The organism is uncultured Cohaesibacter sp. (assembly GCF_963556055.3).
In the GTDB taxonomy this organism is placed as follows: domain Bacteria; phylum Pseudomonadota; class Alphaproteobacteria; order Rhizobiales; family Cohaesibacteraceae; genus Cohaesibacter.
Genome location: NZ_CAUVYE020000019.1, coordinates 65,564 through 86,265 on the forward strand (window position 1 = coordinate 65,564; position 20,702 = coordinate 86,265).

Annotated in this window: 13 protein-coding genes; 6 read left to right on the plus strand and 7 right to left on the minus strand. The window is 54.6% G+C overall.

Translation table 11 applies throughout. The features are described from left to right. Positions 1–141: 141 nt before the first annotated feature. From ACHZB8_RS13765 to ACHZB8_RS13775, 3 genes are all read right to left on the minus strand, one after another. Positions 142–723 (minus strand): hypothetical protein, encoded by a 582-nt coding sequence (locus ACHZB8_RS13765; RefSeq protein ID WP_316861155.1) that lies wholly within the window; start codon positions 721–723, stop codon positions 142–144. A 54-nt stretch (positions 724–777) separates the two neighbouring features. Continuing rightward, entirely contained in the window at positions 778–2,601 is a 1,824-nt protein-coding gene (locus ACHZB8_RS13770) for a sensor histidine kinase (RefSeq protein ID WP_316861157.1), read from the minus strand. A 244-nt stretch (positions 2,602–2,845) separates the two neighbouring features. Further along, complete coding sequence (locus ACHZB8_RS13775; RefSeq protein WP_316861159.1) at positions 2,846–3,553, minus strand: response regulator transcription factor; 708 nt, start codon at positions 3,551–3,553, stop codon at positions 2,846–2,848. 871 nt (positions 3,554–4,424) lie between these two features. On the opposite strand from ACHZB8_RS13775, the gene ACHZB8_RS13780 reads away from it, so the two are divergent. After that, positions 4,425–6,023, plus strand: coding sequence for a phosphoenolpyruvate carboxykinase (locus ACHZB8_RS13780; RefSeq protein WP_316861162.1), 1,599 nt, complete (start codon positions 4,425–4,427; stop codon positions 6,021–6,023). A gap of 86 nt (positions 6,024–6,109) precedes the next feature. Here the strand turns inward: ACHZB8_RS13780 and map are convergent, their stop codons facing one another. Continuing rightward, entirely contained in the window at positions 6,110–6,850 is a 741-nt protein-coding gene (gene map, locus ACHZB8_RS13785; RefSeq protein ID WP_316861164.1) for a type I methionyl aminopeptidase, read from the minus strand. A 361-nt stretch (positions 6,851–7,211) separates the two neighbouring features. On the opposite strand from map, the gene ACHZB8_RS13790 reads away from it, so the two are divergent. Further along, the gene (locus ACHZB8_RS13790) at positions 7,212–8,501 is read left to right on the plus strand and encodes a methyl-accepting chemotaxis protein (RefSeq protein ID WP_316861166.1); all 1,290 of its coding nucleotides are present in this window, start codon (positions 7,212–7,214) and stop codon (positions 8,499–8,501) included. 94 nt (positions 8,502–8,595) lie between these two features. Here the strand turns inward: ACHZB8_RS13790 and ACHZB8_RS13795 are convergent, their stop codons facing one another. Further along, positions 8,596–10,125 (minus strand): choice-of-anchor I family protein, encoded by a 1,530-nt coding sequence (locus ACHZB8_RS13795; protein ID WP_316861167.1) that lies wholly within the window; start codon positions 10,123–10,125, stop codon positions 8,596–8,598. 204 nt (positions 10,126–10,329) lie between these two features. Between ACHZB8_RS13795 and ACHZB8_RS13800 the strand changes: the two genes are divergently transcribed. Continuing rightward, positions 10,330–11,106, plus strand: coding sequence for a class II glutamine amidotransferase (locus ACHZB8_RS13800; RefSeq protein ID WP_316861168.1), 777 nt, complete (start codon positions 10,330–10,332; stop codon positions 11,104–11,106). Positions 11,107–11,205: 99 nt separating this feature from the next. Here ACHZB8_RS13800 and ACHZB8_RS13805 read toward each other — a convergent pair whose 3' ends face one another. Next, a complete protein-coding gene (locus ACHZB8_RS13805) occupies positions 11,206–11,592 on the minus strand; it encodes a DUF930 domain-containing protein (RefSeq protein WP_316861170.1) in 387 nt (128 codons plus the stop codon). A gap of 524 nt (positions 11,593–12,116) precedes the next feature. On the opposite strand from ACHZB8_RS13805, the gene ACHZB8_RS13810 reads away from it, so the two are divergent. Together ACHZB8_RS13810 and ACHZB8_RS13815 are read left to right on the plus strand one after the other, a co-directional pair. Then, positions 12,117–13,463: an alpha-glucosidase/alpha-galactosidase gene (locus ACHZB8_RS13810; RefSeq protein ID WP_316861172.1), complete on the plus strand. Its 1,347-nt coding sequence runs from the start codon at positions 12,117–12,119 to the stop codon at positions 13,461–13,463. Between the two features lie 129 nt (positions 13,464–13,592). Further along, on the plus strand, positions 13,593–14,507 hold the full coding sequence (locus ACHZB8_RS13815; RefSeq protein WP_316861174.1) for a DMT family transporter: 915 nt from the start codon (positions 13,593–13,595) through the stop codon (positions 14,505–14,507). Positions 14,508–15,060: 553 nt separating this feature from the next. On the opposite strand, the gene polA is transcribed toward ACHZB8_RS13815, so the two are convergent. Further along, complete coding sequence (gene polA, locus ACHZB8_RS13820; protein ID WP_316861175.1) at positions 15,061–17,955, minus strand: DNA polymerase I; 2,895 nt, start codon at positions 17,953–17,955, stop codon at positions 15,061–15,063. 496 nt (positions 17,956–18,451) lie between these two features. Between polA and ACHZB8_RS13825 the strand changes: the two genes are divergently transcribed. Then, on the plus strand, positions 18,452–20,653 hold the full coding sequence (locus ACHZB8_RS13825) for a transglycosylase domain-containing protein (protein ID WP_316861176.1): 2,202 nt from the start codon (positions 18,452–18,454) through the stop codon (positions 20,651–20,653). Positions 20,654–20,702 lie beyond the last annotated feature (49 nt).

The window sequence follows — 20,702 nt, forward strand, 5'->3', positions numbered from 1 at the left end:
TCTCCCTTTTGCTGGAGCATTTCCACCTTTTTGGTTCAAACAAGACGACAAAGCCCCAGGGGCAAGCCGCCAGGTCCGACCACTCGTCCTATCTTCACCACTCGTTAAGGGAACGCAAGCCCAAAGTTCATTGCCTTGCCTTCATGACAGGTCCTTCCATGTGGATAGAAGGCCAAAAATCAGATCGCTGGCTTCAATCACCGAACGTTGCGGCACGTCAAGGGTGGGAATCAGATGTCCCATCAAGGATGTGTGACATTGTTCTCTTGCGGGCATTCGCCTGATTTGCCCGGACGGTGTCAGATCGACGAGAAGATGCATGACAGCATATCTCAGGCATTCGTCTTGCCCTACGCTTGTGACACCAATGCCCCTTATCTCCTGCAAGCCATAAGTTGCCGTGGGCGCAAAACCGAGAAGGGGGGGAGCAGTCGCTTCCTGCATGCCCTCTGCGCCATTGTCCGGCAGGCGAACAAGCTTGACATAATCATCGCTGACCAGGGCCGAATAAAGCCCTTCAGTGGTGGCCCGCTCACGCAAATACCGTTGCAAGAGCGACTTTCCGCTGCCACTGACACCGCGCAGAAGAAGACCGAACTGATCCATGACAATCGCTGAAGCATGCATGACGCATGTTTCAAGATCCGGATCGATGCCTGATGGGAGCTTGAAGATCGGTCCGGAACCGGTCTCATCGATATCAGGCTCAAAATGGTCTGGCATTCATCCCTCGCGTCCCGTTCTCAGATCGAGGCAAAGTCTCGACCTTGTGCCCGATCAATCCGTCTTTGCATCACTCTTTGACGCCAATGCGGGAGAAATGGACGGCAGCAAGACCGTGAATTGGGCTCCCTTGACGACTTCCTCTCCGGTTTCCTCATCAAATTCCGTACGATTGGACACACTGATCTCGCCATTATAGGCTTCAACGATCTGCTTTGAAATAGACAGGCCAAGCCCTGAATTCTGGCCGAAATCCTCGCCTGTTGGCCGATCCGTGTAGAAGCGCTCGAAAACCCGGTTGACATCTTCGGCCTGAATTCCGGGTCCGTCATCATCTACGGTCACCTTGATCCAGTGCGCAGCATGAGACAAGCAGACCCTGACCTCCCCACCTTCGGGGGTGAAGGAGCGCGCATTGTCGATGAGGTTGACAAAAACCTGCCCGAGACGGCTGTCGTTGCCATTCACCTTGAAAGCTGCGGCCTTTTTGGAATGGGGCTTGTCCGTCTTCAAAGTCACTTGCGTGTCTCTCTTGCCACCGATTTCATTCTGGATCGCGACGATCGTGTCCAGCAGGGCATGCAGATCAATGGCCTGAGATTCCTGCCGAGCCAATTCCGCATCGAGCCGAGACGCATCGGAAATGTCAGAAATCAGCCGATCCAGCCGACGCACATCATGCTGAATGATATTGGTCAGGCGTTCGCGGGCGCTGTCATTCTTGGCCAAGGGCAGGGTTTCGACCGCAGAGCGCAAGGAGGTGAGCGGATTTTTCAGCTCATGGGAAACATCGGCGGCAAACGCCTCGATTGCATCCATTCGCTGAAACAGCGTGTTTGTCATGTCGCGCAAGGACTGGCTGAGATGGCCGATTTCATCTTTTCGGTCGGAGAAGTCGGGTATCTCTTCACGGAATTTCACACCACGGCGCACGCGCTCGGCTGCCTCGGAAAGCCGTCTTACCGGCCCGGCAATCGTGCCGGCCAAAAGGATCGACATGGTTCCCGTAACGAGCGCGGCAATGAGAAAGACCCGCACGATACCCCAGCGCTCGGCCTGAACGATCTTGTCGATGTCACCATCGCGGGTGGAAAGCAGCAGCGCACCGGCGATCACCCTTGAACGCTGGATGGGAACGGCCACCGATACGATCAGCCGACCTTTTTCATTGACCCTGACAATTGACGCATCAGACCCGTCAAGAGCCATGGCAACTTCCGGATAGCTGCGCCCGTCGGTCACCCCCAATTCCTTGTAAAGGGGGAGATCGGCACGACGCAGCCAGTTCATGAAACGCTTCCAGATCTCGCTGATGCCAATCTTTTCCTCTCCTTCGGGAGGGGGCAGGTTGGAACGCAGAATGCCGGTTGATTGCAACTGATTGGAGTCAACAACAAGGTTGCCCGCAACATCGTAAACCCGGGCGCGCGTGTCGGTGGGTGAAATCGCGGCACGCAGGATCGGGGCGGTGCGCTCGGGATCGATGGGAAAATCAAAATATCCGAACGTGTCTTCAGCCGGCGTGAAGCTCTCCCCGGCCTGCAACTCGAACAATCTCTCGGTTGGCAGGGTTATGCCATCAACATCAAGCGCAGCAGAGGCAGAAACAGCGCCAGCGATGATCTTGCCCTGCGTCAGCAACGACCGCACCCTTGCATCAATCAGCCCCTCACGAAACTGATTGAGATAGAGGATGCCAATCACAAGGACGGCAAGGGCTGTCAGATTGAGAAACACAATCCTGCGGGTGAGCGAGGAAGAAACTGTCGAGGTGGCCAGACCAAAAAGCAGCTTTCGCACCCCTCGCAGAAAGGAGCGCGTCTTCTTTCCCTTGCCTTTTTTCTTTGCCGGGGTGGCTCCGGATAGGATCTGCCTCATGTGCTACAGCTTGTCTCTTTATAGTCTGGCGGTTCACGTCGCCCGCTCCAGCGCGTGTGCCTCTTCTTGTCCATCACCCACGCGCTTGAAGCCTTGCGGAGACAAGGGCGCATGCCATCAGCGCCGAGCCCCCCGCGGTTGAGGCCTTCGAGACAATCGCTGCTGTCACTCCCGGATGCACCAAGCCCTCATCGGGCCACCCATCCAGACGATGCCCCCCAACACAGAGGGCAACTCTTTCTCTCTATTCTTCGCGGAACCGGTAGCCGACACCATAGAGGGTTTCGATCATGTCGAAATTGTCGTCGACCGCCTTGAACTTCTTGCGCAGGCGCTTGATATGGCTATCAATCGTGCGATCGTCAACATAGACCTGATCTTCATAGGCCGCATCCATCAAGGCATTGCGGCTCTTTACGACGCCGGGACGTTGCGCCAGAGAGAACAGGATAAGAAATTCGGTAACCGTCAGCGTTACCGGAGTTCCGTTCCAGCAGCAGGTATGGCGCTCCTGATCCATACTCAAAAGCCCGCGCTCGAGCAGATCGGTCTTTTTGCCTTGTCCGTCCTGCTTGACCACGGTCTCTCTTGCCTGGGCACGACGCAAGACCGCCTTGACGCGCTCCACGAGCAGGCGCTGGGAGAAGGGTTTGTGAATGAAATCATCCGCACCCATCTTGAGACCGAACAATTCGTCAATCTCATCATCCTTGGAGGTGAGGAAGATTACGGGAAGATCAGTCTTCTGGCGCAAACGCCGCAACAGCTCCATGCCATCCATGCGCGGCATCTTGATGTCCAGAATGGCAAGATCGGGCGGCGCATGCAAAAGGCCGTCCAGACCGGAAGCGCCATCGGTGTAGGTATCGACCTTGTATCCTTCGGATTCCAAGGCGATCGAAACTGATGTCAAAATATTGCGATCATCATCGACAAGGGCAACTGTTGCCATGCCGTTTCCTTTCCTTCTTGATATCATCGCACAGCATGACGCTTTTTGATGATGCTGGCAAACAAGATCCGGGCCTTTCCCTGTCAAAGCTCACTTTAACCCCGACCAACACGGGACCAAACCTGAATTGCTTCGATCGGATACAGGCCATCCGACAGTTCGAACGGATCTCTGTGGCCTCTATCTGGTGTGACACAAAGCCGTGGCCAAGGCCATATGCCGATCCGATTTCATCATGACAGAAGCGTCTTTGAACAACACCGGGGTTGTGAAAAACCCAAATTGCTCTTGATAAGTCGCTTCGCATCCATTTTTTTTCAAAAAATTTTTTTCTGTTTTTCTTGCAGATCTTGAGACAATTAATCATGGAAAATCGCGAAATTGTGGCAAGCAAAACAAGCATGCAAAAACCCTCTTTTTGCCACACATCTGGCAGGAATCGCTGATTTCTGCGGTTTAAGACTTTAGTTTAAAGTTTCCGGAGAAGTTGCAAGCGGAAAGGGCGGGGCGTGACTACTCAAAAAGGCCAACTATTAAAACAAATTGGCGTGGGATATGAACAGATTGTCACGGGATTTGGATCCCGCGGAACTTTGCGCAATATCAACGACACGCTAATATTGGGTCGTTATGACACATCGCAAGTTCACTATAAGGACTGTGCTTGGAGCGGCCCAAAAGCGTTAGAGGAAACGGGTGGGCTGGTTCCACTGGAGGACGAGTCAAACAAAAAGAGCGGAGCAATCCGACTGTAAAATCGGCTTTCACAGACCTTTACGCGGACCACCGGTCGATCCCAAACTGGTGACGGCCGGGCTGATGCAATAATGTCAGTTTCCCACAACCAAGTGTGTCTCAAGGGGCTTGAAAAGTGAAACAATTCGGCACGTGGAACGAATCTTATGGCGTAGACAAATCTGGTCTGCGTAATCTCGATAGTGTTCATTACAACTATCGTTTTCCCAAACTGGTGGAAGTAGCACTGGCGCGCAACGAAGGTCGCCTGATCGAAGGCGGTGCGCTCGCAGTTGATACCGGCAAACATACCGGTCGCTCTCCTAAAGACAAATATATTGTGCGTGATGAAACCACCGAGAACACCATCTGGTGGGATGCAAACGCTTCTATGTCTCCAGAAGTCTTTGACACCCTTTATGAAGATTTCATGGCTCACGCTGAAGGCAAAGAGCTGTTTGTACAGGATCTTTATGGCGGTGCCGATCCCAAATCCGCAATGTCCGTGCGCGTAATCACCGAATTCGCATGGCACTCCCATTTCATCCGCAACATGCTGCGCCGTCCTGAATTTGCAGAACTGGCCGACTTCATGCCGGAACTGACCGTTATCGACCTCCCAAGCTTCAAAGCTGACACGAAACGTCATCAGTGCCGCACCGAAACCATCATTGCGGTGAACTTCTCCAAGAAACTCATTCTTGTTGGTGACTCCCAATATTCTGGCGAAATCAAAAAAGGTGTCTTCACGACCCTCAACTACTTCCTGCCAGAAAAGAAAATCATGCCAATGCACTGCTCTGCAAACGTTGGTGATGAAGGCGACACTGCAATCTTCTTCGGTCTGTCCGGCACCGGTAAAACCACCCTGTCCGCTGACCCGAACCGCACTCTGATCGGCGACGACGAGCACGGCTGGAGCGACAACGGCGTCTTCAACTTCGAAGGTGGCTGCTACGCTAAAACCATCAACCTGTCCGCAGAAGCTGAACCGGAAATCTATGCAACGACCCACTCCTTTGGTGCGATCGTTGAAAACATGGTGATCGATCCTGTCACCGACAAACCGGATTTCGAGGACGGTTCCAAAACCGAAAACACCCGCGTTTCCTATCCGATCTATCTGATCCCGAACGCATCTGAAAGCGGTGTTGCACCTCAGCCGAAAAACATCATCATGTTGACCGCTGATGCTTTTGGTGTTCTGCCTCCGATTGCCAAACTGACCTCGGAACAGGCCATGTATCACTTCCTGTCCGGTTACACCGCGAAAGTGGCTGGTACGGAAATGGGCATCACCGAGCCTGTAGCATCCTTCTCAACCTGCTTTGGCGCACCATTCATGCCTCGCCATCCTTCCGAGTATGGCAACCTGCTGCGTGATATGATGAACAAACACAATGTTACCTGCTGGCTGGTCAACACCGGCTGGACCGGTGGCGCTTACGGTGTTGGTTCCCGTATGCCGATTAAAGCTACTCGCGCTCTGCTTTCCGCAGCTCTCGATGGCTCTCTGGCAAATGCAGAATTCCGCACCGACGAAATCTTTGGTGTTGAAGTTCCGGTTGCTGTTCCTGGTGTTGATGCCAAGCTTCTCACCCCACGTGAAACCTGGGCTGACAAAGCTGGCTTTGATGCACAGGCTGCCAAACTGGCTGGCATGTTCGTTGAAAACTTCAAAATTTACGAAGAACATGTTGATGCTGGTGTTATGGCTGCGGCTCCGAAAGCCTGATCCAACAGCATTTGCTTAAAATGATTGAAGGCCCGCTTTTCAAGCGGGCCTTTTCTTTTCATGACAAGACTTCAAGCAGCCCTGCCTTAGAGCGTGACGATAATCGGACCTTTCTTGCCGACGACAATCGTGTGCTCAAACTGGGCGGTCAGGCAATCGGGTGTGAAAAGCTCCCATTCGCGCATACCATCACTTGCAAACCGCGCCCCTGTCGACAGAAAGGGTTCAACGGCGATGACCAAACCCTCTGCAAGCTTGCGTTTATCCCTCTGATCAGGCACAGCGATGATCTCTGGCTTGTCGTGCAGGGTTGTTCCAACCCCGTGGCACCCAAGCAGGTTTTCGATCAGTGAGTAGCCCGAAGCTCTTGCTTCTTTCTGGAAAGCCTGTGGGATCACCTGCATCGAAGCGCCTGCTCTTGCCTGCTTTATGGCATTGTCACGGGCACGTTTTGCGGCCGCCACCAGTGCTTTCTTTTCGGGCGTGACAGGGGGCAGGATGAAAGTCGCCCCGGCATCGGTAAAATATCCGTTTTTACAGGCCGAGACATCAATATTGATCAAATCACCGGCTTTCATCTTTTGCTCATCGGCCCATCCGTGCGCGATGACAGGTTCGATGGAGATGCAGGTATATCCGGGAAAGTCATAAATGGTTTTCGGGGCCGACTGAGCTCCCTCCTGTTCGAGGATACGCTGGCCCAAATCATCAAGCTCCTTGGCAGTCATGCCAACCTCGATGGCCTTTCCCATTTCTTCAATTGCGCGAGCGACAGCGCGTCCGCAGTCCCTAAGACCTTGAAGCTGATCGTCATTTGTCACTAACATTGATTGTCGCCTATAAGGATTTGATGGAAGCAGACCCGCGCGCAACTCGACACTTTCCGACATGGAATCTGATCAAGTCTGCGTTGGCACATGCATCCGGTCTTGATGCAATGCTTCTATCCCATTCCATGATCCAAAGGCAAGAAATGCTTTGATCCGGTTGTATCATCCAGCTTGTCCCTTGCGGGGCAGGCCAGTTCCGTTTCCTCTTCCTTCCGCTCGGAATGGCGGAATTCCGCAGCTTTGCGAACGGAAAATTAACCAAGTCTGAATAAAAATCTCTGCAACTTTCTCGTGGCATTCATGGGGTGGTGCGCATGGGAATGATCGGGAGGCTTGTTCGAGGGAGGAGACTAACAAAATGTTCGGAATGGCAAAGAAAAAGGATGGGCAATCCACTTCCCTTCTGGAGATTATAGCGGCTTCGGTTGATGACTCTGCTTCGGGGATATTCATCAACTGCCTTGCTCCGGGAAAGGAAGGCATCATCTATGCCAACAAAAGCTTTCTTGACGCTATCGGTTACCCGTCTATGGATGCGCTCAAGGGCAAACATGTTTCTTCGGTGCTCGCAGACAAGCAGTATAACGATCTTCCCGTGGCCAAGCATTCCGAGATGGTCGAGGCGACAATCCAGCGCGAAGGAAAATGGTCCGGGCGTGCCATTTACAAAAAGTATCAGGGTGGAACCTTCGGCGTGATCGATGAGATATCGGTCACCATGATCGATGGTCTGCCCTATGCCTGCACTGCGGTGCAGGGCATCCTAAACAGCGAAGCAACCTTTGAGCGGAACAAGCGTTTTCAGGCGCTTTCGGGAAATTTTCAGGATAATGTCGGTGATCTGGCCCATTCGGTTCACAAGTCCGCGGGCAGTCTGCAATCCACGGCGGCTCAATTGATCGATCAGGCCCAGCAAACCAGCAGCGAGACAACCGCTCTTTTCTCCATGACCAACCAGACTGCGAGCAACATGCGCTCGGTTGAAGAAGCAACCGAGGAGCTGTCAGCCTCCATCGCCGAGATCAGTCGTCAGGTATCGCTTTCAACCGAAGTCGCGCAGGAAGCCTCCGGTCAGGCAAACTCGACGACTGACGTTGTCAATGAACTCGCCTCGTCCGCCAATCGCATCGGTGACGTCATCCGCCTTATTCAGGAAATCGCGGAACAAACCAATCTTCTGGCCCTCAATGCAACCATCGAGGCGGCCCGGGCTGGCGAAGCTGGCAAGGGATTTGCTGTTGTTGCCGCGGAGGTCAAGAATCTCGCCAACCAGACAGCCCGCGCAACAGGCGACATTTCCAATCAGGTGTCCGGAATCCAGAATGCGACGACGCAGACCGTATCCGCAATCGAGACCATTGCCGAGACCATTGATCGGATCAATGAAATCTCCGCGTCAATCGCCTCTGCGGTCGAAGAACAGTCGGCCGCAGCAAAGGAAATCGCCGATAATGTAACGCAGGCCTCGTCCGGGGCGGAAAATATCAACAACGCCCTCAAGCTGCTTGAAGAAACCTCTCAAAGAACTGAGACCGCAGCCAGATCGGTTACGGATGGTTCGGCTGAACTTTCCGGCCAGTCGGATGCGCTCAAAGATCAGGCAAGCCGCTTCCTTGGAGAACTCACCAAGACCTATCAGGCCCTTTGACCATCAACCGGATAAGGACCGGTGCCCTGAGCATCTATAAAAAGCCCGCCTCCGACCGGAGGCGGGCTTCTTTAGTCTTCAAAACGAGAAGCGCTTATTTGATGGCCCACAGGGTCACTGTACCGGACACTTCGTTGGCAACGGCGATCATTGGCTCTCCGTTCGGGCTATCCTTGCCAGCGATGAACTTGATGCCTTCAGGGGCAATGTCGCCAGCGGTCAGCTTTTCAGATTCGCCGTCCAGTTTGGCATTGCTTGCATAGGTGACATAGGAGGCATTAGCCGGGTCGGTGATGTCATAGACCATGATGCCGCTCTGGCGCTCCAGACCGATGAAGGCGTAAAGCTTGCCGTCGATCTCTGCCAGTTCCAATGCTTCAGGCTCGGTGCCCTTGTCGTCGGAGCGGTTGTCAAAGCTTTCATTGGCGCCCTGGCTGTTGAATGCGGATGGAACCAGTTCGGCGATCTTGGCTTCAATTTCTCCTGCGGAATCGAAGACCATTTCACCCTTCTCGTTGAAGATCGAGAAAGACCGCCCACCATAGCCATAAATAACGTCAAAGTCGCCGTCACCATCAGTATCCCCTTGCGAGGTGGTGATTTTCAGGCGACCAAGATTTTTCTTTTCCTGCAATTCCGCAGCATTGGGGAAGGCCTTTTCATCAAGTTTGACTTTGCCAAGACGTTCCTCTTCGGAATAACCGTCATAGTCGCGGCTGTCGCCTTCATTGGCCATGACAACATAGTTGACGCCATCCTTGGTGAAAGACTTGATGGTGTCAGGCATGCGGAAAGACAGGACAGGCCAGTTTTTCCGGTTGATCTCACCGTCCTTGTCGGAGAGGTCTGCCAGAACCTTGGAATAGTCCTGGAAGCCCAGAGAGAAGACTTTCTTGAGGCTTGCGGTTTCAGCATCGATGACAGCGATCGCATTGCTTTCCTGAAGCGAGACGAAGACGGTCTTGTTGTCCGCTGCAACGGCAGGATATTCAGGCTCGATCTGCTGGGCGAATGAAATGCCTTCCGGCGCTGCGGTGTGGAAGTCTGCACCGAAATCCTCAGCCTTGAGGCTTTCGAAGGTGACGGTTTTGACGTCCAGAGACGGAATGGAAACGATGGACACCGAGCCTTCCGGATCGGTCTTGAAATCGTCGGACGGTTCGCCTTCGTTGGCAACCACGACAAACTCTCCGTTGGGAGCGAATGCAACCGCATCAGGCAGCGCACCGATGGTCACATCACCGACAAAGGTGCCGTCGGTCTTGTAGACGACCAGCTTGCCATTGGCCTGTTTGTCCTTGGCTTCGACAGCAATCGCTACATAGTCACCATGAACATCAACAGAGTTTGCGCCCTTGCCATATTGCGTGACATCAATCGCGCCAGCTTTTTTGATCTCGGCAGGGTTGGAAACATCCAGAATATCGATGGTCTTGTCATTGCCGTTGACGACATAAAGCGTCTTGCCTGCCTTGTCGTAGGACACGATTTCGGCGGCTCCTTCATCGAAGACCTTATTGTCATAAGTGGCAATTGGCTCGATGGTCAGAGCAGAGGCCGCCGAAGAGAGTGGCAGGGCAAGGCAGCTCGCCAGAAGCAGCGCTTTTGAAATGGATTTGAACATGAGAATCCCCTGATTTGAAACAGCTGCCTTTGCTTTAGCTCTGCGATGTGACAGGGGCGTGAAGGGTTCAGGTGTCACCACAAGAGCAATCCGCCAGTGGCTGGATTCAATCTTGTCAGCCAAACAAGATCGCTTGCGAAGCAGTCTTTTCCTTTGTGTTACAACAGAGTAAAAGAGACAAAAAACACTATTCCGGAGATCAATATGTGCCGCTGGGTCGCCTATAAGGGTCAGCCTGTTTTTCTAGAACACTATGTGACGAAGGCCGATCACTCTCTCATTCATCAAAGCCTTCATGCAGAAGAAGGTAAAACCGTCACCAATGGCGACGGCTTCGGCATCGGCTGGTATGGTGCCAAGGAAAATCCGGGGCTTTATCGCGAAATCCTGCCGGCATGGAACGATTGCAATCTGAAGAGCCTCGCTTCCCAGATTCAGTCTCCGCTATTCTTTGCCCATGTCAGAGCCTCAACCGGCACCGCGACCAACCGCTGCAATTGCCATCCCTTTGCCCATGGCAAATGGATGTTCATGCATAACGGTCAGATCGGTGAATATGAAAGAATTCGCCGTGTGCTGGAAGCGGATCTGGATGATGCACACTATGATTACAGACTGGGGAGCACGGATTCGGAATTGCTGTTTCTGCTGAGCTTGCAGAATGCCATCGACGATTGCCCGATCAAGGCCATGATGGGTGTTCTCAATCGCGTGCACAAGGCCATGGTTGAGAAAGGGATTGAAGCCCCCTTGCGCTTCACCTCCTGCCTGTCCGATGGCAAACGGCTTTGCGGCTTCCGCTGCTCGACAGATCATCACGCCCCCTCGCTCTATTATCGGCGCTATGAGAATGGCGACGTGATACTGGTGTCCGAACCGATTGATCGACAATCGGAATGCTGGACCGAAGTGCCTCAGGACCAGGCAGTGTGTTTCAGAGCCGACGGGGAAATGACGCTTAGCAACATCCAGATTCAATAGGGCAAGAAAGCCCTGCCCCGATGAGCGCCGAGCAATTGGCGCTCCGCCACGCGACCGGATGACATCTGGTGCATCTCCAATGGGGCGCTGACAGGAAAGCTATTCGAACAGATCCAGTTTGGGCCAATCCTTTTTCGGGATTTCAGCGCCCTTTTTCATTGCGAATTTCAGCACCTGCATCTGATCATCGCTGGTCGCACAATTGTAGCTCATCTTGTACCAGTGCCCGCCGCGTCGGAAGGCTGCTCCTTTGGCCACAACCTTGTCCTTACCAATTTCCGGAGCGGAAAATGTGTAATCGACAAGCCGATCAGCATTGACCTTGCCCATCGCTTCCATATTGCAAACCTGAATCATGCGTTCTTGCGGCGCCATGTCCTTGAGCCAGGCACGCACCTTGGCATCCATCGCCAAGGCGTTGCCGGACAATCCGCTCAAACCAAGGGAGCAGACAGCCAGAAATAAAGTGCCGGTTTTGAATTTCATGCCTAAAGCCTTTTTTTTGATTGTTTTTGTTCTGTTGTCATGACCGCGTCTCGAGCGGGACAACAAGCATGTTCGGAAAGGATAACGACCTTGATTTCGGCAAGCCGAGGATTGTTGCGATACAAGTCAGTTGCAGAATGTCGCCAGCCCCTGACCTGCCTTTCAAATGAGGTAAAAGTTTGACGCAAGAGAAACCTTGAACGATTCTGGATAACGAAGTTAAAGATTCCCTTACCGAATGTGACGCTTTGCGTGAATTATGTGAAACCCGAGCCAGATTTTTGATGAGAGATCTTGCAGATTTTTTTTAGCACATGTACTAATTCCCTTGTCAACTAATATGCCAGTTTGGTTGGATAGAATTCGGCATTCCCACCTTTGGAAAATGAGCTCTCGCACCCTCCCCTGAGAATCTTTGCACCCAAGTGATCGGGGCAAAGGCCTCCTTTCTGCCGATTGGGGTGATTCAGTTCGGCGACAGACTCACAAACCAACAATCAAGCAGGCCTTACGGAGCTTTGGCGATGAAAAATGTGAAAATTACATATATTGGCGGCGGTAGCCAACAATGGGCGCTGCGTCTGATGGCCGATCTGGCACTGTCTGAAAAGCTTTCAGGACGTCTGGTGCTGTATGATATCGATCATGCAGCGGCGCTGAAAAACAAGGAAATCAGCGCCCAGATCTTCGGCAAACCCGGTGCTGTTGGCAAATTTGCCGTCGACGTTGAAGAAACGCTCGAGGCGGCCCTCAAGGATGCCGATTTTGTCGTCATCTCCATTGAGCCGGGACCAACGGAAAAGCGCTTTATCGATCTCAAGATCCCTGAAAAATACGGTATCTGCCAGACCGTCGGTGACACCACGGGACCTGGCGGGATTGCTCGCGCCATCCGCTCGATCCCTACCATGGCCGACTTTGCTCATGCCATCATGGCGGTTTGCCCCGACGCATGGGTGATCAACTATACCAACCCGATGGCCTGGTGCACCGGTGCACTCTATGCAGCAGAGCCCGGGATCAAGGCGCTCGGCTGTTGCCACGAAGTGTTCCACACTCAGGAAATGCTGGCCAAATGGATTGCCGAAACCTACAAGGTCGACATGCCAACCCGGCATGACATCAAACTCGACATTTCCGGCGTCAACCATTTCACCTTTGCCACCGACGCTGTCTGGAAGGGCAAGAGTGTCCTTCAGGACTTCGCAGACAGCATGAAAGCCGGAGAGCCGGAGGTGCTCAGCAAAAATGCATTGGACCGCGAGGCCAACGAAGACTGGTTTACGTCCGAGTTCAAGGTGGCTGAGGATTTCCTCGCCCGCTTCGGCGTGTTGGGGGCGGCGGGTGACCGTCACCTGGCGGAATTCGTGCCCTGGTATCTTTCCTCCAAGCAAGAGATCAACAGCTGGGGCGTTTGCGTCACACCTTATGAGTGGCGCGTCAAACGTTCGCAGAATCCCGATGAAGCACGGCAGAAATATCTCGAGGAAGATCTGAGCCCGTCAGGAGAAGAGGGTGTCGTACTGCTCGAAGCCCTTGCCGGAGCAACGGACGAGCTGGTCCGCACCAACTTCAACATGCCGAACATGGGCCAGAACCCGGACGCTCCGGTCGGTGCGATTGTCGAGAGCTATGGCCTCATTTCCGAAAACAAGGTTGAGCCGATCACTTGCGGCATTCTGCCCTCTGCCGTTCAGGCGCTGGAAGACCGCAATCTGGAGATCCAGCAATTGGTGCTCGATGGTGTGATGAACAAGGACAAGGACATGATCTTTGCCGGTTTTGCCATTGACCCTCTCAATGCGATCTCTCCGCGGGCCAGCCGGGCGCTGTTTGAAGAAATCTGGCAAGCCCTTGAGATGGACTATTGATTGGCATTTCCTGCCTCTAGCGGTTTCGCATTGGCAAGTGCCGACACATCTATCGCCCGACCCGCTGTCTTTTTCTTCGGGTCGGGCTTTTTTGTTTGCGCCCGCTCCGCAAAATGATAAAGCCATCCCATGCCTACCTGGATCCTGATCACAATCAGTGCAGCCTTTCTGCAAAATATCCGCTCTGTCCTGCAAAAGCACCTCAAGGGGGCGCTCGGCACGACCGGAGCAACCTTCGTGCGTTTTGCTTTCGGGGTGCCTTTCGCCTTTCTTTATCTGTTCGGCTATGCGGGATTGACGGGCACTATGCTGCCTGCCTTCAACGGGCCTTTTTTGTTCTGGGTTCTGGTGGCTGCGCTGACGCAAATCGGCGGGCAGTTTCTGCTGGTCTATATGTTTTCCTTCCGCAATTTCACGGTCGGTACAGCCTATAGCCGGACCGAACCGGCGCAGGCCGCCCTGTTTGCCTTTCTGTTTTTCTCCGAGACCCTGACACCGAGCGCCTTGCTGGCAATCGGGGTTGCCGTTCTCGGGGTAATGCTCATTTCCGTGGCGCGAACAACCTTGTCGGTCCGCTCCCTCCTCACATCCTGCCTTTCGAAAACAGCGCTCATCGGTCTTGCCTCGGGCACCTTTTTCGGTATTGCCGCCTCGGGTTACCGGCAGGCGTCCCTGTCGCTGGTCCCAGACATGGCCGAGCCTGACTATATCTTGCAAGCGGGTTTTACGCTGGCAACCGCTATCCTTTTCCAGACCGTTCTGATGGGGCTTTGGATCAGCGTCCGCGAGCCCAAAGAATGGGGCCGCATCGCGCGGGCCTGGCGGCCCTCACTTGCCACCGGGTTTGTGGGTGCCACCGCGTCCTTCGGCTGGTTCATGGCGATGACCCTTCAGCAGGCGGCGATGGTCAAGGCGCTGGCGCAGGTGGAAATGCTGTTCACCTTCGCCTCGTCGGTTGTCATCTTCAAGGAAAAGATCAACCGGCTTGAAATCGCGGGCTGCGGACTGATTGTCTGTGGGGTCTTGATTCTGGTACTGGGGTGAGAAACCAGCCTAGGGCTTTCAGAGCGTGATGCCATCCAGTGGATTGGCTCCGAGCACAACAGCATCGATGCCTTGCCTATTTCTGCCAGATCGCACCAAGCGTCCGACCGAGTGGGCGGACGCGTACCCGCAGCAAGCTGCGGGTAAAGCAGACCTAAGCTGTCTTTATAAATTACACAACCAAAACCCAATACCTATTTCGCATAAATAAAGGCATCGAAAATCATTGGGACAACGAAAAGATCAATAGTTTCATTCCTGAAGAGCAGAGACCAATTCCGTTCGACAGGATGATCTTCTTGGGAGACGGAGATACAGACATTCCAACGATGAAAATGCTTACCCATAAGGGTGGGCACTCCATTGCCGTTTATGATGAAACGAAGAGCACGAGAGACTTGAAGAAAATTCATACGCTTATTTCAGACAATCGCGTGGATTTTGTCGCCCCAGCGAATTACAGCGAAAACTCGCAGCTAGATATAGTGGTAAAGGGCATTCTAGGCCGAATAGCTAGAAAACATGGATATCAACCCTAGCCCCTTCCACATACCTAGTGCGCCTCATCCCAGTTATCGGCGGCGTTGGCGTCGACCTTCAGCGGCACACTCAGCTGTAGCGCTGGCATGGGGGCGTTTTCCATGATGTCGCGCACCACCGCTATGGTGTTGTCGACTTCCGGCTCGGGCACCTCGAAGATCAGTTCGTCATGGACCTGAAGCAGCATGCGGGCGGACGAACCTGCCGTGATGAGGGCATCCTCCATGCGCACCATGGCGCGGCGGATGATGTCGGCGGCCGAGCCCTGAATGGGGGCGTTGATCGCGGCCCGCTCCTGAAAGGCCTTCATGTTCGGGTTCTTGGAATTGATTTCCGGATAATGGATCTTGCGGCCAAAGATGGTTTCGACATAGCCCTGCTCGCGCGCGGCCTTCTTGGTATTTTCCATATAGTCGCGAATGCCCGGGAAACGCTCGAAATAGGTATCGATATAGGCCTTCGCCTCGGTGCGCGAGATGCCGAGCTGATTGGCAAGGCCAAAGGCGGAGATGCCGTAAATGATGCCGAAATTGATCGCCTTGGCGCGACGGCGGGTGCTCGGGTCCATCTCCGCAAGCGGTACGTTGAACATCTCGCTTGCCGTCATGGCATGAATATCGAGCCCGTCCTCGAAGGCCTTCTTGAGCTGGGGGATATCGGCCATGTGGGCGAGTACGCGCAGCTCGATCTGGCTGTAGTCGGCGGAAATCAGCTTGTTGCCCTTCTCGGCCACAAAGGCCGTGCGGATCTTGCGACCTTCCTCGGTGCGCACCGGAATATTCTGCAAGTTCGGATCGGAGGACGACAGACGCCCGGTGCTTGTAGCCGCCAGAGAATAGGAGGTGTGAACCCGTTTGGTTTCTGGATTGATGAAGGTGGGCAGTGCGTCGGTATAGGTGCTTTTGAGTTTCGACAGCTGACGCCATTCCACCACACGCTTGGGCAGCTCATGCCCTTCAGCGGCGAGATCTTCCAGAACGCTGGCCGAGGTCGACCAAGCGCCGGTCTTGGTCTTCTTGCCGCCGGGTAGACCCATATCGCCGAACAGAATGTCGCCAAGCTGCTTGGGGCTACCGATATTGAACGGCCTGCCTGCAAGCTCGGTGATCTCTTCTTCAAGCCGTGCCATGCCTTGGGCGAAGGTGCCGGACAGGCCGGACAGGATTTGCCGGTCAACGGATATCCCGCGGGCTTCCATCCTGCGCAAAACCGGCAAGAGTGGACGCTCGAGCCGTTCATACACGCTTGTCATGCCATAGGCTGCAAGGCGGGGCTTCAGAACCATCCAGAGCCGCAAGGTCACGTCGGCGTCTTCGGCCGCGTAAGGGGTGGCCTTCTCGATTTCCACCTTGTCAAAGGTCACCTGCCCCTTGCCACTGCCTGCAACTTCCTTGAAAGCGATGGGCTTGTGGCCGAGCCACAGCTCGGAAAGCTCATCCATGCCGTGGCCATGTTTGCCCGCGTCCAGCACATAGGAAAGCAGAAGGGTGTCATCGAAAGGAGCAAGCTCGATGTCGTAACGACTGAGCAGCAGCGTATCATATTTGAGATTCTGCCCGATCTTGAGGATGGACGGATCCTCGAGCATTGTCTTGAGCGCGGCAACGGCCTCGGCAAGCGGGATCTGATCCTCAACCAGCCCACCGCCCAGAAGATCATCATCGCCGGACACATGGGCGAGAGGAATATAGCAGGCCTTGCCCGGTTCGGTTGCCAGAGACACGCCAACGAGCTTGGCCTGCATGGCGTCAAGGCTGTCGGTCTCGGTGTCGACCGCCACATGACCGATGCGCTTGGCCTCAGCCAGCCAGACTTGCAGTGCTTCCATGCTACGCACGGTCTCATAATTCTGATTGTCGATGGGCATTGCTGCGATGTCTGCGGCCATTTTGGCGGCAAGATCAGCCGGGCCCGGCTCACCGGCAGGTGCCTCGGTCTGCTCGCCCTCTGCGGCTGCCGGATCAGCAGCTTCCCAGCCGGTGACCTCAAGGCTTGCAACATCCACCTCGGCAGCTTCCGTTTCAGTGGCCTCGGCGACGCGACGAGTCAGGCTGGTGAATTCCATGGCCTTCAGGAAGGAAACCAGCTTGACGCCGTCCAGATCGCAGCAGATCAGATCATCAAGCGACTCTTTCAGCGGCACATCTCGCTTGAGATGGACAAGCTGTTTGGATATGCGGGCTTGTTCGGCAAATTCAATGAGATTTTCCCGGCGCTTCTTCTGCTTGATGCCATCGGCCTTTTCCAGAAGGGTTTCCAGATCACCATATTCGTTGATGAGCTGAGCTGCGGTCTTGATGCCAATACCGGGCACGCCGGGCACGTTATCGACCGAGTCGCCAGCGAGCGCCTGCACCTCGACCACCTTGTCCGGGGTGACGCCAAATTTCTCGACCACTTCGGCTTCCTCAATGCGCTTGTTTTTCATGGTGTCGACCATGATGACGCCGGGGCGCACGAGCTGCATCAGATCCTTGTCCGAGCCGATGATCGTGACGTCAGCGCCTGCCTTTATGGCCATTTCAGCATAGGTGGCGATGATGTCGTCAGCCTCGAACCCGCTCTGCTCAATGCAGGCGATATTGAAGGCGCGCACCGCGTCGCGAATGAGCCCGAACTGAGGCACAAGATCCTCAGGCGCGGGTGGGCGCTGGGCTTTGTATTGATCATAGATCTCATTGCGGAAGGTATCGCCCTTGGCATCGAAGATCACCGCAACATGGGTCGGTGTGGTGCCGACAATGCCATTTTCTCCGTCCTTGATGAGCTTCCAGAGCATATTGCAAAAGCCGGACACGGCACCAACCGGCAGGCCGTCACTCTTGCGTGTGAGCGGAGGCAGGGCGTGATAGGCACGAAAGATATAGGAAGATCCATCGATCAGGAATAGATGCGGTTTTTCTGCCATGAAAATCTCCCTTGGCCCTTCTCGCTTGCCACCTTGATTTGGCGAACAAAACATGATCATAGTTTCCGTGACCTTAGCGAACCAAACAGCTCAAGAAAAGGGGGAATAGCGGGCAGACAAGAGAAATCGAGTTTCGCTCCCAATTGTCCTGTGCCGCCAAAACCGTATCTCGACAAGGAAAGAAACCGCTTTGACGCAGAAATTTTGGTCTTTTTTGTACATCATTAGGGATTGATGCGGAATCATGTCCTTGATGGTGATGTCCATGCTCTCATGAATTCGCCTTAATATCGAAATACTGCTTGAGGCCGAAAGTAACCGGGGTCCACTGGAACAGGTCGGTTGATTTGAAAAACCGAGGATGCCAGCCATATCAAGTGCGAGAATCCTTGCTCTGATTCCAAAAACCGCCAAGTTCAATGCCAGCAGAAACAAAATTGACATTATGAACGAGAAACGCCCATCAGCCGCTCGACCTTCTCCGGGAGACATCCATTTGAGTGAGAGAGACCGCAGCCATCCCGGCCCGACCCCCAGGCGCTCCGTGAGAAAAACGCGCAGCTCCGGCAAGCCTGCATCGAATTCTGGCAAGCCCGCGTCGGTTGGTCGTGCACCAAGCGTACGTGCCGATGCAGATGGCAGGGCTGTCAATGTCCGCCGCAAGGGTGGTTCTGGTGGTGGCAAGGGGGGCGGTCGTCCGCCTTCCGGTGGTAGTCGGAAGCCGCCTCGCAAGCGCGCGGCGCCCAGGGCTTCCCTTTTCTCACGGCTTTTCAGATTCGCCCGACGCGCAGTCTATTGGCTGGTCATCCTTGCCCTTTGGGGAGGGATCGCTGCCGGTGGTATCGTCCTTTATTATGGCTCAAAGCTGCCCCAGTCGGGAGACTGGAAAATTCCGGACCGGCCACCCAATGTTCAGATCGTTTCCGAAGATGGAGGTCTGATTGCCAACCGGGGCAAGACTGGTGGGCAGCGGGTCAGCCTGTCCACCCTTCCTCCCTATCTGGCCGATGCGGTGGTGGCGATCGAGGATCACCGTTTCTATCACCATTTCGGCTTTGATCCCATTGGCTTCACGCGCGCGATGGTCACCAACCTCATTCGAGGACGGCTCTCGCAAGGGGGGTCGACACTGACCCAGCAGTTGGCCAAGAACCTGTTTCTGGAGCATAAGCGCACCATCGAACGCAAGGTGCAGGAGCTTATTCTGGCCTTCTGGCTGGAGACCAAATATTCCAAGCAGGAGATACTGGAAATGTATCTCAACCGGGTTTATCTCGGCTCTGGAGCGACCGGGGTCGATGCGGCTGCACGCACCTATTACAACAAGCCCGCCTCAATGCTGACCCTGTCCGAAGCTGCAACCATCGCAGGTTTGCTGAAAGCGCCTTCCCGGCTTGCTCCGAACAAGCACCCCAAGGACGCCAAGGCACGGGCCGAACTGGTGCTTGCGGCCATGGAGCGCGAAGGCTTCATCACGGCTGAAGAACGAAAGCTGGCTCTGACCCAAAGCATCGACACCGTTGCCCGCCACCGCGACAGCTCGCTCAATTATATCGCTGACTGGGTGATGGCACAGCTGCCGGAGCTGATTGGCGACACCAAAGAGGATATCATTGTCGAGACAACAATCGATTTGCGCATGCAAACGCTGGCCGAGCGGTCAATCGTTGATGCTCTGGACAAACAGGGCAAGACCTATGGTGTGGAACAGGCCGCACTTGTATCCGCCACTCCCCTGGGAGCGGTCAAGGCGCTTGTCGGCGGCAAGAATTATCGCGAAAGCCAGTTCAACCGGGCGGTCGACGCAAAAAGGCAACCGGGCAGTGCCTTCAAGCCTTTTGTCTATCTGACCTCGCTTGAGCTCGGCAACAGCCCGGACAGCATGCGGATCGATGGTCCGGTATCCTATAACGGCTGGACGCCAAAGAACTATTCCAAGGAATATATGGGTCAGATCTCCCTGAGAAAAGCGCTGGCCCTGTCGATCAATACGATTGCGGCACAACTGACCTTTGAAGTGGGAGCCGATCAGGTCGTTGATACGGCGCACCGGCTTGGCATTCACTCCAAACTCGCCAACAATCTCTCCATCGCCCTTGGCACGTCGGAAGTGACCCCTCTCGAACTGGTGGGAGCCTATCTGCCCTTTGCCAATGGCGGCGCACGGGCAACGCCCCATGTCATCGCACGTATCATCAACAAGGACGGCAAGGCCCTCTATATCAACCCGAACATTCCCGGTGCCCGGGTCATTCGGCCAGAGATCCTTTCGCTGATCAATTCGATGATGCAGGAAACCCTGATCACGGGGACAGGCAAAAAAGCGCTTCTGCCGGGCCGACCGGCGGGAGGGAAAACCGGCACCAGCCAGAATTACCGTGACGCATGGTTTGTCGGCTATACCGCCAATCTCGTGACCGGCATCTGGTTCGGCAATGATGATGGGCATCCAACCAAACGGGCGTCTGGTGGCAACCTGCCTGCCGAGACATGGAAAGCCTACATGGTCGGGGCCCATAATGGCATGGCGATTGCCGGATTGCCGGGGGTCAGTATCAAACAGCTGGCAGAAACCCGCCGCATCGCGGGGGGAGAAGAAAAACCATGGGTCAATCCGGATCTGTTGCCGGAGGGCGAAAGCAATATGCCATTGCCGCGGGCACGAAAGGGTCTGTTCGAGCGCTGGTTCGGGGGCTGATGGGCAGAGCCTTCGGGGGCAGTCCTGCGCCCCCGTTGCTCGCCTGCCC

Bases quoted from the DNA above. Each gene is read 5' to 3' on its own strand.
- ACHZB8_RS13765 (WP_316861155.1), bottom strand. From the start codon at position 723: ATGCCAGACCATTTTGAGCCTGATATCGATGAGACCGGTTCCGGACCG.
- ACHZB8_RS13770 (WP_316861157.1), bottom strand. From the start codon at position 2,601: ATGAGGCAGATCCTATCCGGAGCCACCCCGGCAAAGAAAAAAGGCAAG.
- ACHZB8_RS13775 (WP_316861159.1), bottom strand. From the start codon at position 3,553: ATGGCAACAGTTGCCCTTGTCGATGATGATCGCAATATTTTGACATCA.
- map (WP_316861164.1), bottom strand. From the start codon at position 6,850: ATGTTAGTGACAAATGACGATCAGCTTCAAGGTCTTAGGGACTGCGGA.
- ACHZB8_RS13790 (WP_316861166.1), top strand. From the start codon at position 7,212: ATGTTCGGAATGGCAAAGAAAAAGGATGGGCAATCCACTTCCCTTCTG.
- ACHZB8_RS13795 (WP_316861167.1), bottom strand. From the start codon at position 10,125: ATGTTCAAATCCATTTCAAAAGCGCTGCTTCTGGCGAGCTGCCTTGCC.
- ACHZB8_RS13800 (WP_316861168.1), top strand. From the start codon at position 10,330: ATGTGCCGCTGGGTCGCCTATAAGGGTCAGCCTGTTTTTCTAGAACAC.
- ACHZB8_RS13805 (WP_316861170.1), bottom strand. From the start codon at position 11,592: ATGAAATTCAAAACCGGCACTTTATTTCTGGCTGTCTGCTCCCTTGGT.
- ACHZB8_RS13810 (WP_316861172.1), top strand. From the start codon at position 12,117: ATGAAAAATGTGAAAATTACATATATTGGCGGCGGTAGCCAACAATGG.
- ACHZB8_RS13815 (WP_316861174.1), top strand. From the start codon at position 13,593: ATGCCTACCTGGATCCTGATCACAATCAGTGCAGCCTTTCTGCAAAAT.
- polA (WP_316861175.1), bottom strand. From the start codon at position 17,955: ATGGCAGAAAAACCGCATCTATTCCTGATCGATGGATCTTCCTATATC.